Origin of the sequence: Rhodococcus sp. 05-2255-1e (genome assembly GCF_002259025.1) — a bacterium.
Taxonomy (GTDB): Bacteria; Actinomycetota; Actinomycetes; order Mycobacteriales; family Mycobacteriaceae; genus Rhodococcoides; species Rhodococcoides fascians.
The window spans coordinates 528,917-544,862 of record NZ_NOZE01000023.1; the positions used below are offsets into that span (position 1 = coordinate 528,917).

At 64.5% G+C, this 15,946-nt stretch carries 12 protein-coding genes and 1 rRNA gene; 6 read left to right on the forward strand and 7 right to left on the reverse strand.

Annotated features, from left to right (window positions below):
• Positions 1-2: 2 nt before the first annotated feature.
• On the reverse strand, positions 3-2,534 hold the full coding sequence (gene glgP / locus CH262_RS17090; protein WP_094718001.1) for an alpha-glucan family phosphorylase: 2,532 nt from the start codon (positions 2,532-2,534) through the stop codon (positions 3-5).
• 204 nt (positions 2,535-2,738) lie between these two features.
• Here glgP and CH262_RS17095 point away from each other — a divergent pair, with 204 nt between their 5' ends.
• Genes CH262_RS17095 through CH262_RS17105 form a run of 3 tightly spaced genes read left to right on the forward strand, consistent with a single transcriptional unit; the run spans position 2,739 to position 8,407 of the window.
• Positions 2,739-4,745: a maltotransferase domain-containing protein gene (locus CH262_RS17095; RefSeq protein ID WP_094718002.1), complete on the forward strand. Its 2,007-nt coding sequence runs from the start codon at positions 2,739-2,741 to the stop codon at positions 4,743-4,745.
• An 11-nt stretch (positions 4,746-4,756) separates the two neighbouring features.
• Positions 4,757-6,958 (forward strand): 1,4-alpha-glucan branching protein GlgB, encoded by a 2,202-nt coding sequence (gene glgB / locus CH262_RS17100; protein WP_094718029.1) that lies wholly within the window; start codon positions 4,757-4,759, stop codon positions 6,956-6,958.
• Positions 6,959-8,407 carry a metallopeptidase gene (locus CH262_RS17105; protein WP_094718003.1) on the forward strand — a complete coding sequence of 483 codons (1,449 nt, stop codon included), beginning with the start codon at positions 6,959-6,961 and terminating at the stop codon, positions 8,405-8,407.
• A 5-nt stretch (positions 8,408-8,412) separates the two neighbouring features.
• On the opposite strand, the gene CH262_RS17110 is transcribed toward CH262_RS17105, so the two are convergent.
• From CH262_RS17110 to CH262_RS17120, 3 genes are all read right to left on the reverse strand, one after another.
• Complete coding sequence (locus CH262_RS17110; RefSeq protein ID WP_230074654.1) at positions 8,413-9,360, reverse strand: tetratricopeptide repeat protein; 948 nt, start codon at positions 9,358-9,360, stop codon at positions 8,413-8,415.
• A gap of 47 nt (positions 9,361-9,407) precedes the next feature.
• Positions 9,408-9,779: a DUF3817 domain-containing protein gene (locus CH262_RS17115; protein WP_179275029.1), complete on the reverse strand. Its 372-nt coding sequence runs from the start codon at positions 9,777-9,779 to the stop codon at positions 9,408-9,410.
• A gap of 65 nt (positions 9,780-9,844) precedes the next feature.
• Entirely contained in the window at positions 9,845-11,035 is a 1,191-nt protein-coding gene (locus CH262_RS17120) for an acetyl-CoA C-acetyltransferase (protein WP_032370348.1), read from the reverse strand.
• A gap of 112 nt (positions 11,036-11,147) precedes the next feature.
• Between CH262_RS17120 and mce the strand changes: the two genes are divergently transcribed.
• Positions 11,148-11,624 carry a methylmalonyl-CoA epimerase gene (gene mce / locus CH262_RS17125; protein ID WP_094718005.1) on the forward strand — a complete coding sequence of 159 codons (477 nt, stop codon included), beginning with the start codon at positions 11,148-11,150 and terminating at the stop codon, positions 11,622-11,624.
• A gap of 59 nt (positions 11,625-11,683) precedes the next feature.
• Positions 11,684-12,646 carry a hypothetical protein gene (locus CH262_RS17130; protein WP_027497681.1) on the forward strand — a complete coding sequence of 321 codons (963 nt, stop codon included), beginning with the start codon at positions 11,684-11,686 and terminating at the stop codon, positions 12,644-12,646.
• Between the two features lie 28 nt (positions 12,647-12,674).
• Here the strand turns inward: CH262_RS17130 and CH262_RS17135 are convergent, their stop codons facing one another.
• Positions 12,675-12,992 carry an ATP/GTP-binding protein gene (locus CH262_RS17135; protein WP_072692233.1) on the reverse strand — a complete coding sequence of 106 codons (318 nt, stop codon included), beginning with the start codon at positions 12,990-12,992 and terminating at the stop codon, positions 12,675-12,677.
• A gap of 41 nt (positions 12,993-13,033) precedes the next feature.
• Complete coding sequence (nucS, locus tag CH262_RS17140) at positions 13,034-13,705, reverse strand: endonuclease NucS (RefSeq protein ID WP_027497682.1); 672 nt, start codon at positions 13,703-13,705, stop codon at positions 13,034-13,036.
• A gap of 42 nt (positions 13,706-13,747) precedes the next feature.
• Here nucS and CH262_RS17145 point away from each other — a divergent pair, with 42 nt between their 5' ends.
• Positions 13,748-15,337: an adenylate/guanylate cyclase domain-containing protein gene (locus tag CH262_RS17145; protein ID WP_094718030.1), complete on the forward strand. Its 1,590-nt coding sequence runs from the start codon at positions 13,748-13,750 to the stop codon at positions 15,335-15,337.
• Between the two features lie 512 nt (positions 15,338-15,849).
• Here the strand turns inward: CH262_RS17145 and rrf are convergent.
• Positions 15,850-15,946, reverse strand: a 5S ribosomal RNA gene (gene rrf / locus CH262_RS17150); the annotation flags it as partial.

Here is a 15,946-nt window from a genome sequence, read left to right on the forward strand (position 1 = left end):
CCCTACGGCGTCGACACCAGACCGAGCTCGGCATCGGAGGCAAGCCCGTGGTGCCGCGGCAACACCCGCACCGTGTAGCCCACCGCTCCACTGTGCGGCAGTCGCGTCTCGCCCGCGTACACGTGCTCGCCGCCCTCGCTGCCCACGTGCGACATCTCGGTGGTGTGGGTATCGCTGAGGTCCTCACCCTCGTCGACGCGCCCCACCACGGCCTGCACCACGACGGCACCCGGTTCCATACCGCCGAGATCGACGATGGCGCGCAGCGACAGTTCGGCACCGATGACGGGGGTGTCCGGCAATCCCTCGCTGTCGACTCGGGTGACTTTCACGTTGCGCCACGCCTGCTCGACGCGGCCGCGATACGACGCGACGTCCTTCGCGCCGTGGTAGCCATCGGCCGACACAGCGCGTGCGGAGTGCGCAGCGGGCGCGTAGTAGCCGAGCGTGTAGTCCTGAACCATGCGCGATGCCAACACTTTCGGTCCCAGCTGTTCCAGTGTGTGCCGCACCATCTCGATCCAGCGAGCCGGCACTCCGTCTTCCCCGCGATCGTAGAATTTCGGCAGCACCGCCTGCTCGAGCAATTCGTAGAGGGCAGCGGCTTCCAGATCGTCGCGGCGATTGTCGTCGGTGATGCCGTCGGCCGTCGGGATCGCCCACCCGTTTTCGCCGTCGTACATCTCGTCCCACCATCCGTCGCGAATCGACAGGTTGAGGCCGCCGTTGAGCGCCGACTTCATTCCGGACGTACCGCAGGCCTCGAGGGGTCGCAGCGGATTGTTCAGCCACACATCGCATCCCCAGTACAGAAAGCGCGCCATGGACATGTCGTAGTCGGGTAGGAACACGATGCGGTGTCGCACATCGGCCTCGTCGGCGAACTTGACGATCTGCTGAATGAGCGCCTTTCCTCCGTCGTCGGCCGGGTGCGATTTTCCGGCTACCACCAGCTGAACCGGGCGGACGGGATCGAGCAACATCGCCCGCAATCGCTCGGGTTCGCGCAGCATGAGCGTCAGACGCTTGTACGTCGGTACGCGTCGAGCAAAGCCGACGGTCAACACGTTGGGGTCGAAAACATTTGCAGTCCAGCTTATCTCGGCCTCGGTCGACCCTCGCTCGAGAGCCGAACGGCGCACCCTTCGGCGCACCTCGTCCACCAACTGTGCGCGCAACGCGTTTCGAGTGGACCACACCTGCTCCGAGGACAACGGCCCGTCGGCCTCCCCCTCGGCCCATTCCCGCGCCGCCCACGTCGGCGCGTGGACACCGTTCGTCACCGATCCGATCGGCACCTCCGACGCGTCGAATCCTTGCCACAGGCCGTTGAACATCTCGCGGCTGACGATCCCGTGCAGCTTCGACACTCCGTTGGCGCGCTGGCCCAAGCGAAGACCCATGTGCGCCATGTTGAACACCGACGGATCACTCTCGCCGCCCAGCGCCAGAATTCGGCTCATCGGCAATCCCGGCAACAAGGCCGAGTCCGGTGCACCGTCGCTACCGCCGAAATAGTGCCGCACCAGATCGGCGGGGAACCTGTCGATGCCGGCAGGCACCGGGGTGTGGGTGGTGAACACCGTGCCCGCCCGGACGGCGGCCAACGCCGAATCGAAGTCCAACCCGCTACCGGTGACGAGTTCACGGATGCGTTCGACCCCGAGGAAGCCGGCGTGGCCCTCGTTCATGTGGAACACCTCGGGATCGGGCAGTCCGTGCGCGCGCGTGTAGGCCCTGATCGCGCGTACTCCGCCGATTCCGGCGAGGATCTCCTGCTTGATGCGGTGGTCCTGATCGCCGCCGTACAGGCGGTCGGTGACTCCTCTGAGCTCGGGATCGTTGTCGGCGATGTCGGAGTCGAGCAGCAGCAGCGGAACGCGTCCCACCTGAGCGATCCACACGCGGGCCCGCAGCACGCGCGACCCCGGCATCGACACGTGTATCAACACCGGTGAGTCGTTGTCGTCGGTGAGCAGTCGTAGCGGCAGACCGTGCGGGTCCAGGGACGGGTAACGCTCGGCCTGCCAGCCGTCGGCCGTCAGCGATTGCCGGAAGTACCCCGAGCGGTAGAGCAGTCCGACGCCGATCAGCGGTAGACCGAGATCCGACGCCGCCTTGAGGTGGTCGCCGGCCAGAATGCCGAGCCCACCCGAGTAGTTCGGCAGCACCTCGGTGACCCCGAACTCCATCGAGAAATAACCGATGCCCGACGGCAGAGCTCTCCCGTCGGCGAGCTCGTTCTGGTACCAGAGGGGTCGGGCGAGGTAGTCGTGTAGATCCGCCTCGGCGGCGTCCAGTTCGGCCAGGAACGATGCGTCTTCGGCGAGTTCTTCGAGCCGGCCGGGTGCGACGGCACCGAGCACAGCCACCGGATCGCGTTCGAGTTCGGTCCACAGCAGCGGATCGATGTGCTCGAAAAGATCCTGCGTGGCCGAATGCCACGACCACCTGAGGTTTGTCGACAGCTCGGCGAGGGCATTCAGACGGGCGGGAAGGTGGGCTCGGACGGTGAATCGACGCAAGGCTTTCACAGAGCCGAACCCTACCCACGGATACCTGTGTCGATGGGGCGCTCGGCGAAAATTTCCTCGTGCGCCCGTCGCGGTCAGTATGCGTCGGCGCACGCGCCATCTGCGCTGCTGCACTACGGTTGACGAGTAGAAGCACACCAAATATCGGTTCGATCAGAGGTTGCGCCCGCGCAGCCATACCTCTAACGAAGAATGGAGTGTGAAGTGACAGGTCGACTTGGTATCGACAATGTCCTTCCAGATACGACGACCGGGAAATACCCCGCGAAAGCGGTGGTGGGCGAGACGTTTCCAGTTTCCGCCGACGTCTGGCGCGAGGGTCACGACGCAGTGGCCGCGACGCTGTCGGTGCGTGGACCGGGAGGCAAGCTCGAACGTATCCCGATGACGCCCGGCCACGAGCCGGACACGTTCGACGCGGTGTTCGTCCCATCCCGGCCCGGCTACTGGATCTGCCGTATCGAGGCGTGGAGCGACCCGATCAGCACCTGGCGTCACGCCGTCGAAGCGAAGCTCGGAGTGGGCCAGAGCGCCCACGAACTCGCCAACGACCTCGAGATCGGGGCGCGCCTGTTCCTCCGCGCTGCCACCGGCGTTCCTGCGGAGAGCAGGCAGTTGCTTGCCGACGTCGCCGCCGGCCTGCGCGACACCGACCGTCCGCTGCCGGCGCGAGTGTCCTCGGCGTTCGCATCGTCGGTCACCGAGCTGCTGTTCGAGCACCCGCTCCGCGAGCTGGTGACCAGATCGCGGGCAGTGAACGTGTGGGTCGACCGAAACCTGGCCCTCAACGGTGCCTGGTACGAGTTCTTCCCGCGCTCCACCGGCGGGTGGAACGAGGACGGATCACCGCGGCACGGCACGTTCGCGACATCCATCGAGCAGTTGCCGCGCATTGCGCGCATGGGCTTCGACATCGTCTACCTGCCTCCGATCCACCCGATCGGCACGATCAACCGCAAGGGCCCGAACAACACGTTGACTCCGGGCCCCGAGGACGTCGGTTCGCCGTGGGCGATCGGATCCAAGGACGGCGGGCACGACGCGATCCATCCCGAGCTGGGAACCGAGGACGACTTCCGTGCGTTCGTCGACGCCTCGCGAGAACTTGGCCTCGAAGTGGCGCTCGATCTGGCCCTGCAGGCCGCTCCGGATCATCCATGGGCTGCAACACATTCCGAGTGGTTCACCGTGTTGCCGGACGGCACGATCGCCTACGCCGAGAATCCGCCGAAAAAGTACCAGGACATCTACCCGATCAACTTCGACAACGACCGTCGTGGGATCTACGAGGAAGTGCTACGCGTGGTCCGATACTGGATCTCGTTGGGCGTCAAGATCTTCCGAGTCGACAATCCACACACCAAGCCACCGGACTTCTGGGAGTGGCTCATCGCCGAGGTCAAGAAGACCGATCCGGACGTGCTGTTCCTGGCCGAGGCGTTCACCCGACCGGTGCGCATGTACGGTCTCGCGCAACGCGGGTTCACTCAGTCGTACACGTACTTCACGTGGCGAACCGCGAAGTGGGAGCTGACCGAGTTCGCCGAGGAGCATGCCCGACGCGCCGACGACGCGCGGCCCAACCTGTTCGTCAACACCCCGGACATCCTGCACGAGAGCCTGCAACACGGTGGACCCGGAATGTTCGCTCTGCGAGCAGCTCTGGCCGCCACCCTGGCTCCGACGTGGGGCGTGTACTCCGGGTACGAGCTGTACGAACATCAGGCCGTACGCGAGGGCAGCGAAGAATATCTGGACTCCGAGAAGTACCAGTTGCGACCACGCGACTTCGAGGGTGCGCTCGCCCGCGGTGAATCGCTGGAGCCGTGGATCACCACCCTCAATTCCATTCGCCGTGCCCATCCGGCACTGCAGCAACTGCGCAACATCCATTTCCACACGATCGACAACGAAGCGCTGATCGGGTACTCCAAGTTCGATCCGCAGACCGGCGACTCGGTGTTGGTGGTCATCAACCTCAACCCGTTCGGAGCCGAGGAGGGCACCGTCCACCTGGACATGCCCGCACTCGGTCACGACTGGCAGGACACCCTGACGATCAAGGACGAGGTGAGCGGCATCCATTACGACTGGGGCCACACCAACTTCGTCCGACTCGAGCCCTGGACCTCGGTGGCGCACATATTCACGCTCCCCCACATTCCCTATCCGGCACGAATCGAACTGGCCTACCGCGGCAACCGAAAGTGAGTGGATTCAACGTGACCAAGAATCCGACGACGCCCGAAGACACCGTCGCAGCCCCGTCCGACAACGACCTCGATCTCCTCGCCGCTGGTCGGCACTACAACCCGCATTCCGTGCTCGGCGCGCACCCCGTGCCGGGCGGAACAGCGATTCGTGCGCTGAAGCCCGACGCGGAGAAAGTGATCGCGCGCGTCGGAGACGTCGACCACGAGTTGACCCACGTCGCCCACGGCCTCTTCTCTGCGCTGGTGCCGGTCGAGGACCTGATCGATTACCGGCTCGTGGTCACCTGGCCAGGTGGGCACGTGTCCGAATCTGCCGACGGGTATCGGTTCCTACCGACCCTCGGTGAACTCGACCTGCACCTGTTCGGCGAAGGTCGCCACGAGCGTCTGTGGGACATCCTCGGAGCGCACCAGCAGTCGTACGCCACACCCGACGGTCCCGTCACCGGTACCTCGTTCGCGGTGTGGGCCCCTGCCGCCCAGGGCGTCACGCTGGTGGGCGACTTCGACGGGTGGACCGGCCGTAGTTGGCCGATGCGCGTCCTCGGCTCCACCGGAGTCTGGGAGTTGTTCGTCCCGAACATCGAACCCGGTGCCCTGTACAAGTTCCGCGTCCACGGCTCCGACGGTTCGGTGAAGGACAAGGCCGACCCGATGGCCTTTGCCACCGAGGTTCCGCCGTCCACCGCGTCGGTCGTGACCGCGTCGACGTACACCTGGAACGACGAGAAGTGGCTCGACACCCGAGCCGGCATCGAACCCACGCAGGCTCCGATGAGCGTCTACGAGATCCATCTGGCGTCGTGGCGACCGGGCTTGGGTTACCGGGAGCTGGCCGAGCAACTGGCCGAGTACATCATCGAGACCGGCTTCACCCACGTGGAGTTGCTTCCGGTCGCCGAGCACCCGTTCGGCGGATCCTGGGGCTACCAGGTGACGTCCTACTACGCACCGACGTCCAGGTTCGGCAGTCCGGACGACTTCCGGTTCTTCGTCGATCACCTGCACAGCGCCGGCATCGGCGTCATCGTCGACTGGGTCCCCGCCCACTTCCCCAAGGACGAATGGGCCCTCGCCCGCTTCGACGGTGGGCCGCTCTACGAGCACGGAGACCCGCAGCGAGGCGAGCAACTCGACTGGGGCACACTGGTTTTCGACTTCGGCCGACGCGAGGTCCGCAACTTTCTGGTCGCGAACGCGCTCTACTGGATCGACGAATTCCACATCGACGGACTGCGCGTCGACGCCGTCGCCTCGATGCTGTACCTGGACTACTCGCGCCCCGAGGGTGGCTGGTCGCCCAACATCTACGGTGGCCGAGAAAACCTCGAAGCGGTGTCCTTCCTGCAGGAGATGAACGCCACGGTGCACAAGAAGCACCGCGGAGTCGTCACCGTCGCCGAGGAGTCGACCGCGTGGCCCGGCGTCACTCGCCCGACGAACGTCGGCGGGCTCGGGTTCAACATGAAGTGGAACATGGGGTGGATGCACGACACCCTCGGCTTCGTCGGGCGCGATCCCATCCACCGCAGCTTTCACCACCACGAGATCACGTTCTCGCTCGTCTACGCGTGGAGCGAGAACTACCTGCTGCCCATCAGCCACGACGAGGTGGTGCACGGCAAGGGCACGCTGTGGACCCGCATGCCCGGGGACGACTACGCCAAGGCCGCAGGGCTGCGCGGAATGCTCGCCTACATGTGGGCACATCCGGGCAAGCAGTTGCTGTTCATGGGCCAGGAGTTCGGTCAGACCCGCGAATGGTCCGAGGAGCGAGGCCTGGACTGGTACCAGATCGACGAGGAGCCGTTGCACCGAGGCGTGAAATCGCTTGTCGCAGATCTGAACTCGACGTACCGATCGCATCCGGCTCTGTGGACTCTGGACACCTCGCCCAGTGGCTACTCGTGGATCGACGCCAACGACACCGAGAACAACGTGCTCAGCTTTCTGAGGTACGGCTCCGACGGTTCGGTCGTCGCGTGTATTTTCAACTTCTCCGGTTCCGAGCACGGCAGCTATCGTGTGGGACTACCGGAACCTGGCCGTTGGATCGAGATCCTCAACACCGATGCAACGGAGTACGGCGGCTCCGGAATGGGCAACCTGGGTGAAGTGACGGCAACATCGCACTCGTGGCACGGTCGACCGGCATCAGGCCAGGTTGCACTTCCCGCCAACGGGGCGATCTGGATCAAATTGGAGCAGTAGATGACCGGCGGCCGCAGACCACGACTTCTGGCTGCGGCCGCCACTGCAGGGTTACTACTGTTGACATCGTGCGCCGCCACCGTCGGCGGTAATGCAGTGTCGATCTACGAGAATCCGTTCACGGTCGCCGGTCTTCCGGTCACCAGCGGACCGAGCGGACCGCGGCCGGGAGTGCCGGATTCGACCATCGCCGTCGAGAACGCCGAAGGTACCGACTCGGACATCCTGGCTACCAACGCGATCGACGACATCCAGCAGTTCTGGGCCGAGCAGTATCCGGCCCTGTTCAAGGGCTCGTTCACGCCGGTCTCGGCATTGACCTCGTGGGATGCGTCCGAGGACGAGGGATCCGGCATCCGATTCTGTGGCGACAGAACCGGCGGAGTCCCCAATGCCGCGTACTGCACCCGCGACGACTCGATCGGGTGGGACCGCACCATTCTGCTTCCGGCGTTGGTCGACGCGTTCGGGCCGATGTCGGTGGTCATGGTGATCGCGCACGAATACGGCCACGCGATCCAGCATCAGTCGGGACTCGTCGGCGACGACACCCCGACCATCGTGGCCGAGCAGCAAGCCGACTGTTTCGCCGGCGCATTCATCCGCCATGTCGCAGAAGGCGATTCGCAGCACTTCACCATCAACACCTCGGATGGGCTCAACGGTGTTCTTGCTGCGACCGTCGCGGTGCGCGACGTGGACCCCAACGATCCCGAATCGGTTCACGGGTCCGCATTCGAGCGCGTCACGGCAGTGCAGATCGGATTCAGGGACGGCGCGGCCACCTGCACACGCATCGACGAGGCCGAAATCGATTCACGCCGAGCGTCGTTGCCGCAGAAGTTCGACAGCGCCGACGATTCCGGCGAGCTACCGGTCACCGAGGACTCCCTGGGCGCATTCACGCGATCGTTCGAGACGGCGCTTCCCGTCGCCGATCCCCCGACCGTGGACTATTCGGGATCGGACACCGGGTGCACGGACGCCGAGGCCACCACTCCGGTGTCGTACTGCCCGTCGAGCAACACCATCGGTGTCGATGTGGAGGACCTGGCCGAAATAGGGCAACCCGAGACACCTCAGCGCGGAGACATCCTGCCACTCAACGTATCCGGTGACTACAGCGCGTACGTATTGTTCGCGTCTCGCTACACCCTCGCAGTACAGAAGGAAGCGGGCCAGACGCTCGACGACCCTCAGACCGCACTTCGATCCGCATGCCTGTCCGGGGTCATCACCGCAGCGTTGAGCGCCGAATCCAACGAGGCCGCTCTCGAAATCCGGCTCTCCCCCGGCGATCTCGACGAGGCCGTCTCCGGCCTACTCAGCGACGGATTGGCCGCCAGCGACGTCAACGGAACGACGCTGCCATCCGGGTTCTCCCGAGTCGACGCGTTCCGCTCGGGAGTTCTCGGCGGTAAGCCCCTGTGCGATTCGCGCTACAGCTGAGGGATTCAGTACAGAGCGGACGCGAGTTTGCGACGCGCCGAGACCACCAGAGGATCGGCGGCGTCGAACAACTCGAACAGCTCCAGTAGGCGGGTACGCAGGGCCGTGCGGTCGTCCCCTGCACTGATCTTGATTCCGTCGATGAGCCGTGCGAAAGCCTGTTCCGGCTGCTGCCCGGCCATTTCAGCATCCGCCGCATCGATTCGGGCTTGGACGTTGGCGGGATCGGCGTCGGCCACCTCGACGGCGTCGGGTGCAACGTTCTGCACCCGAGCCAGGAACTTGACCTGACGCAACGCGGCGACGGCGTCGGTGTTCTTCGGCTCGGCGTCGATGATGGCCTGATATGCCGCCGCTGCCTTGTCGAAGTCACCCTCGTCGATCGCCTCTTCCGCAGCGACGATGCGCGGATCCTCGACCTCGGGTTCCGGCTCGGCGGCGGGAGCCGACCCGGGTGGACCGGACAGCTTTCCGGCGGTTGCCTGCTCGACGGCCTGCAGCCACTGACGCAACTGCTCGTCGGATTGCGTGCCCTGGAAATCGGCGAGCGGTTGCCCACCCGCGACGGCAACCACCGTGGGAATGGCCTGCACGCCGAATGCCTGCGCGATCTGCGGATTCGAGTCGACATCGACGCGGGCATGTATCCACGTGCCGCCGGCCTCGACGGCAAGTTGCCCGAGCTGACGCGTCAACGCCTGGGACTGCGGCGACCGAGCCGATCCCAGGTCGACGATGACCGGTACCTGCATCGATCGCTGCAGAACCTCGGCTTCGAAATTGGCCGTGGTCACGTCGACGATCGGAGCCAACCCTCCCGCATCGCCACTGGCTTCGGCAGCGGGAGCAGGTGCCGGACGGTCCTTGAGAACGGACAGGTCGACGGCACCGGCAATGGATGCGGGGACGGCGGCCGACGGGCGGACAGGAGGACGGGAACCGGGTCGAGTCACGCCCTACAGTTTGTCACTAACGCGATGCGTCATCCACTGGCGGGCGGTCAGGACAGAACCTTCGCGTCGGCTGCGGGTCGGCCATTGCTCAGCTCGGCAAGGCGTCCGGTACGCACGGCCCAGATCTCGAAGACCACAGTGCCGAACGGCGGGAATGCCGCGACCAGCGCAAGCAGCGCGGCTTTGATGTCCCACTTCAGCTTCACCGCCGTCAGGACGGCAACCGCAAGGTACACGATGAACACCGCACCGTGGATGGGCCCGAATATCTTCACGCCGATTTCGTTGCCGTCGGCAGGCAGGTACTTGAACGCCATGCCGACCAGTAGTCCGAGCCAGGTGAACGCTTCGAGCACGGCAATGAAACGGAAGCGTTTGGCCGTGCTGCTCAGGTCGAAGAAATTCGTCATGCCCGCTATTGTGCCCGGTTTGCTACGACAGAACGTAGTGGCTCTGGTCTCATCGGACCAGAGCCACTACCGACTCAGCTTTTCGGGACTCGAACGATGAGCGCGTCGCCCTGTCCGCCGCCGCCGCACAATGCTGCGGCACCCACTCCGCCACCGCGCCGCTGCAGCTCGAGAGCCAGGTGCAGTGCGATGCGAGCGCCCGACATTCCGAGGGGATGGCCGATCGAAATCGCCCCGCCGTTGACGTTGACGATTTCCGGATCGATGCCGAGCTCACGCGTCGACGCGATTCCGACCGCCGCGAATGCCTCGTTGATCTCGACGACGTCGAGGTCCTTCGGGTCGATGCCTTCCTTCGCGCAGGCCTTGGCGATGGCGCGAGCGGGCTGCGACTGCAGGGTGGAGTCGGGGCCGGCCACCACACCGTGCGCGCCGATCTCGGCGAGCCAGGTCAATCCGAGCGACTCGGCCTTGTCCTTGCTCATCACGACGACGGCGGCGGCACCGTCGGAAATCTGCGACGCGGATCCGGCAGTGACCGTGCCCGCCTTGTCGAACGCGGGGCGAAGCTTGCCGAGGGAATCCACCGTGGTGTCGGCCCGGATTCCTTCGTCGGCAGTGAACTGGATGGGCTCACCCTTGCGCTGCGGAATCGACACGGGCACTACCTCGTTGTCGAAGACCCCGTTCTTCCACGCCGCGGCAGCCTTCTGATGCGATCCGGCCGCAAAGGTGTCCTGCTCCTCACGGCTGATCGCCTCCGAGCTCTGATTGCGCTGCTCGGTGAGCGCACCCATGGCCTGATCGGTGAAGATGTCGTACAAGCCGTCGTATGCGAGGTGGTCGCGCATGGTGACATCGCCGTACTTGAATCCCGCCCGCGACTTCTCCAGCATGTGCGGTGCCTGGGTCATCGATTCCTGGCCGCCGGCCACGACGATCTCGAATTCCCCCGCGCGGATGAGCTGATCAGCGAGCGCGATGGCGTCGACGCCGGAGAGACACACCTTGTTGATTGTCAGGGCCGGAACGGTCATCGGGATACCTGCAGCGACGGCGGCCTGACGCGCCGGGATCTGCCCGGCACCCGCAGTAAGGACCTGGCCCATGATGACGTAGTCGACCTGATCCGGAGCGACGCCGGCCTTTTCGAGTGCGCCCTTGATGGCAATTCCGCCGAGGTCGGAACCCGAGAAGTCCTTGAGCGCACCCGAGAAGCGCCCGACGGGCGTACGAGCACCGGCGACGATGACTGTTGTGGTCACGATTTCCTCCGAAAGTGTGAAGACGGCCTTGTGGAGATCAACGCTCGCCAGGCTCCCTACCGATACCAGCCTGGCGGAACACCGTGACGCAGCTGACGCTAACGTCTTGTCCATGACCTCCAGCACGCAGTCTTACACGGGTGCCCCACTCCGCTCCGACCTGGTGACGGCTATCGACCACGTCGGTGTCGCGGTACCCGATCTCGATGCCGCAATCGCCTGGTACGCCGACCACCTGGGCATGGTTGCGGTGCACGAGGAAGTCAACGAAGAACAGGGCGTGCGCGAGGCGATGCTCTCGTTCCCCGGGGCAGGCGAGAAGTCGGCAGCACTGCAGTTGCTCGCGCCCATCGACGAATCCTCGACCATCGCGAAGTTCATCGACCGAAACGGCCCCGGACTCCAACAGTTGGCGTATCGGGTCACCGACATCGAGGAGATCTCCTCCGAGTTGCGCGCCCGCGGCGTTCGGTTGCTTTACGACGCTCCCCGCCGCGGTACGGCCGATTCGCGTATCAACTTCGTCCACCCCAAGGACGCAGGCGGAGTACTGATCGAACTGGTCGAACCGAACCACAACGCGCACTGACCGAACTCGGTGATTACGCCGTATGGCTCTCCACTTGACTCACCGGTAAATTGACGGCCATGGCCATCGATCATGAACGCACTTCCACGGTGCAACTCCCCTTTTCCATCGTTCGGAAGGGGTTCGATCGCGACGAAGTCACCAACTACTTCGAGCGATTCGACGCTGAATTACGGCTGACGACGGCCGACCGTGATGCCGCCGCGGCACAGGCGCGTGATCTGGCCAAGCAACTCGACGACGCTCGCGACGAGATCGACGAACTGCGCAAGGACATCGACCGTCTCTCGGTGCCGCCGACCACCGCGGAAGGCATGAGCGATCGCATCTCCCGCATGTTGCGACTGGCGTCCGACGAGGCCTCCGAGGTTCGCGCGAAAGCACATGCGGAGTCCGAGGAAATGATCTCGGTTGCGCAGCAGGAGAGCACTCGCCTGCGAAGCCGTCACGAGTCGTTGGTCGCAGAACTCGAGGAGCGCCGCACGGCACTCGAGACCGAGCACGAGCAGACCATGGCGCAGGCACGCACCGAGGCTGCGCGCGTCGTCGAGGCCGCACAGGCAGAGCGCGACAAGCTGGCTGCCGAGTCCGAGGCCAAGCGCGCCGAGGTTCAGGAAGACTTCGAGATCACGATGGCCGAGCGCCGCACCAAGGTGCTCACCGCGCTCGAAGAACTGGAAGCGTCGAGCAAGGCCGATGCTGCTCGCCGTATCGAAGAGGCGACGACCGAAGCCGCACGCCGGCTGCAGTCCGCCAGCGAGCAAGCCGAGCGGCGCATCGCGCACTCGAAGGAATTGGCCGAGGAGCTGCGCGTGCTGCGAAGTCGCGTCCTCGCTCAGCTACTGGGTATCCGGGGCCAGCTCGATTCGGTACCGGCCATGCTGGCCTCGGTCAACCGCGAAAGCGAGTTGCTGGACAACCCCGACCCGACGGCCATCCTCAAGAAAGAAGAAGAGAAGGCTGCGGCGAAGGCCGAGAAGGACAACGACGAAGAGAAGGAATCCGCCGACTCGGCGTCCTGACTTCGCAGCACACGCTCGGCCTCCCCCGCTAGGACCATCTACGGGTGAGGCCTCGCGTGTTTCTGCCGCTCCAACACCCGGTGTGCCAATGTCTGCGGTTGTCGGCTCCCCCGAAGTCGTCCGACGGCCACGCCACGATGTGGGCGACCCCTGGCCGTACCTCGTGATCGCAGCCTGGGCAACGGTAGGTCTTGACGGCCTTGGCACCGGGAATCATCCGCGTCGTGTACGTGTCCCCGTCAGGACCCACCTCGACGCGATTGCCGCCCAGGACGGAATCGGTAGCCGGGCCGAGACTGCTCGGACCACTCCGACTCGCTTTGCGGGGCTGATTGCGACGAGGCACGCATCCAGTGTAGAGAATCGCGCCGCTTCGGCAGACAGACGTCAGAAGAGCCGGAACTCGGTGCTGTCGGTGCCGCGGAGAACGTCGTAGTCGAGTGTCAGACAACGTATACCGCGATCGGTGGCCAGAGTCTTTGCCTGCGGCTTGATGACCTGTGCGGCGAACACACCGCTGACCGGTGCCAGCAACGGGTCACGATTGAGCAGTTCGAGGTACCGAGTCAACTGCTCCACACCATCGATTTCACCGCGACGCTTGATCTCGACGGCGACAGTGCCACCATCTGCGTTGCGGCACAACAGATCCACCGGTCCGATTGCCGTCATGTATTCACGCCGCACCAAGGTGTACCCCTCACCGAGGGTGTTGACGTGTTCTGCGAGCAACTCCTGCAGATGAGCCTCGACACCGTCTTTGACCAACCCTGGATCGATACCCAATTCATGACTGGAATCGAGTTCGACGTCGTCGATCGTGATGCGAAGTTCTTCGCCCGCCTTGTTGGTGACGACCCATTTGATGGTCTCGTCCTCGGTGGTCTCGACCATCCAACAGGGCGGAGACATCCAGTTGAGGGGCTTGTACGCCCTGTCGTCCGCGTGCACACTGACCGATCCGTCGGACTTGACGAGCAGCAGGCGTCGAGCGGAAGGGAGATGTGCGGTGAGGCGGCCGATGTAGTCCACTTGGCAACGAGCAATAACTAAACGCACTCGACCACCATAAGGCAGCACGGCCGTTACTCTGTGACCACCATGCCCCAATTCAGACGATCTGCCGCTCCGCTGGGTTCCCGGCTCCTCGGAGACACCACCGAATCGCCGCGCCGACGCCGGATCCGAATCCAGCTGTTGCTGACGGTGTTCCTGGTCCTGTCCAACCTGATCGGTGCCGTGATCGTCGGCGTTCTGATCAGTGTGGTCGTTCCAGGCCCGGACGTTCTGGACATGGATCGCTACTGGTGGGTCAACTTCATCGTCGTCCCGGTGTACGTCTTTCTGGCATTCCTGGTCGGTGTCGTCTGGGGCACCACACGTGCGCTGAGCAGTCTGCGGTGGGGCATCGAGGATCGCGAGCCCACCCGGTCCGAGCAGGTCGCGACGCTGGCCATGCCCTGGCGCCTGACGCGCATGCAGATTGCGCTGTGGACCGGTGGACTGATTCTGCTCACCACGATCGACGGCATCATCGACCCCCAGGCGATCCCGAAGGTGGCGTTCACCATCGCCGCGGGCGGCACGGTCGTGTGCGCGTTCAGCTACCTGCTCAGTGAGTTCGCTCTGCGACCCATCGCGGCTCGTGCCCTGCAGGCGGGCGACCCACGGCGCATCCGAATCGCCGGTGTCATGGGGCGTTCCATCCTGTCGTGGTTGCTGGGAACCGGCGTTCCGGTCTCCGGCCTGATGATGATCGCGGTGTTCCGCTTCCTTCGACCCGAGACCAGTGCAAACCAGCTCGCTGTGTCCATCCTCGCGCTCGGCGGCATCACCATCGTCTTCGGCTTCGCCCTGACCGTCCTGGGCGGTTTCGCGACCACCTCCCCCATCAACAACGTGCGGGCGGGCATGGCCGAAGTCGAGAAGGGCAACATGGATGTCCGACTCGCGGTGTACGACGGCACCGAGCTCGGCGAACTGCAGAGCGGTTTCAACCGCATGGCCGACGGTGTGCGCGATCGAGAGAAGATCCGCGACCTGTTCGGACGACACGTCGGACACGAAGTAGCCGAGAAGGCCCTGCAGTCCGAAAGTGAACTCGGGGGCCAGGAGCGCGATATCGCAGTGTTCTTCATCGACCTGGTCGGCTCCACCGAATTGGCCGCATCACGACCGCCGACCGAGGTGGTGGATCTACTGAACCGCTTCTTCGCCGTCGTCGTGGACGAGGTGGACGAACACGGCGGCTTCATCAACAAATTCGAGGGCGACGCGGCGCTCGCCATCTTCGGAGCACCGAACGACATTCCGGATCACTGCGGATCGGCACTCTCGGCCGCACGTGCCATTGCCCGCCGATTGCTGGTCGAAGTACCCGAGTGCAGCGCAGCCGTCGGCGTTGCAGCCGGCCGAGCCGTTGCCGGCAATGTGGGAGCAAAGTCGAGATTCGAGTACACCGTCATCGGCGATCCGGTCAACGAGGCTGCGCGATTATCGGAACTGGCCAAGAGTGCTCCCGGTGCGATACTCGCTTCCAAGACAGCGGTAGACGGTGCTGCCAAGAACGAAGCGGACCGCTGGGAATTCGGTGATCGAGTAACCCTTCGAGGGCGATCCGCAGAGACAGTTCTCGCGAACCCCAAGGACGTGAAGGTTTCCGCAGACGAGGCCGAATCCGTTCACGCCTGATCCACCCGATCCGTGGGCTCAGTACGTGTAGTGCACTGTGCCCCTGCCGTTTTCATCACTGACGACTCGGCCGCCCTGTGCCCGGTCCCCCTCGCGAATGCACGCGCGTTTGTCGAACGCTCACGACATCGCTGACGATTCTGCGCGCGCCTCGCGAATGCGAGCGCGTCTGCAGAATCGAAGTTTGCCCACGATCGATCGCCAAGCTTCGATGGGCAGTAGTTGGTTTGTTGGGGTTGGGTCCGGTTCGACGGCCCGACAAACGCGCACGCGTTTGTCGGGTGCGCGCAGTCTGGTGTCGCTGTTCTGCTCGCGTGTGGCGAGTGCGCGCGCGTGTGCGATCCGGGGTGAATGTACGGGCGGCTTGTACGGCGATGATGGGATTGGGGGTGCACGTGTGGATGCCTGCGCGTTCAGTTCAACGAGAGTGGCGAATACTGTTGTGTTGGTGGTGGTTTCGAATGCAAACAACCCCCGACCGTGATGGTCGGGGGTTGTTTGGTTCAAGTTGTGTTCGGCGGTGTCCTACTCTCCCACACCCTGTCGAGTGCAGTACCATCGGCGCTGGAGGGCTTAGCTTCCGGGTTCGGAATGGGACCGGGCGTTTCC

Bases quoted from the DNA above. Each gene is read 5' to 3' on its own strand.
- CH262_RS17130 (WP_027497681.1), top strand. From the start codon at position 11,684: ATGGCCATCGATCATGAACGCACTTCCACGGTGCAACTCCCCTTTTCC.
- mce (WP_094718005.1), top strand. From the start codon at position 11,148: ATGACCTCCAGCACGCAGTCTTACACGGGTGCCCCACTCCGCTCCGAC.
- CH262_RS17105 (WP_094718003.1), top strand. From the start codon at position 6,959: ATGACCGGCGGCCGCAGACCACGACTTCTGGCTGCGGCCGCCACTGCA.
- CH262_RS17145 (WP_094718030.1), top strand. From the start codon at position 13,748: ATGCCCCAATTCAGACGATCTGCCGCTCCGCTGGGTTCCCGGCTCCTC.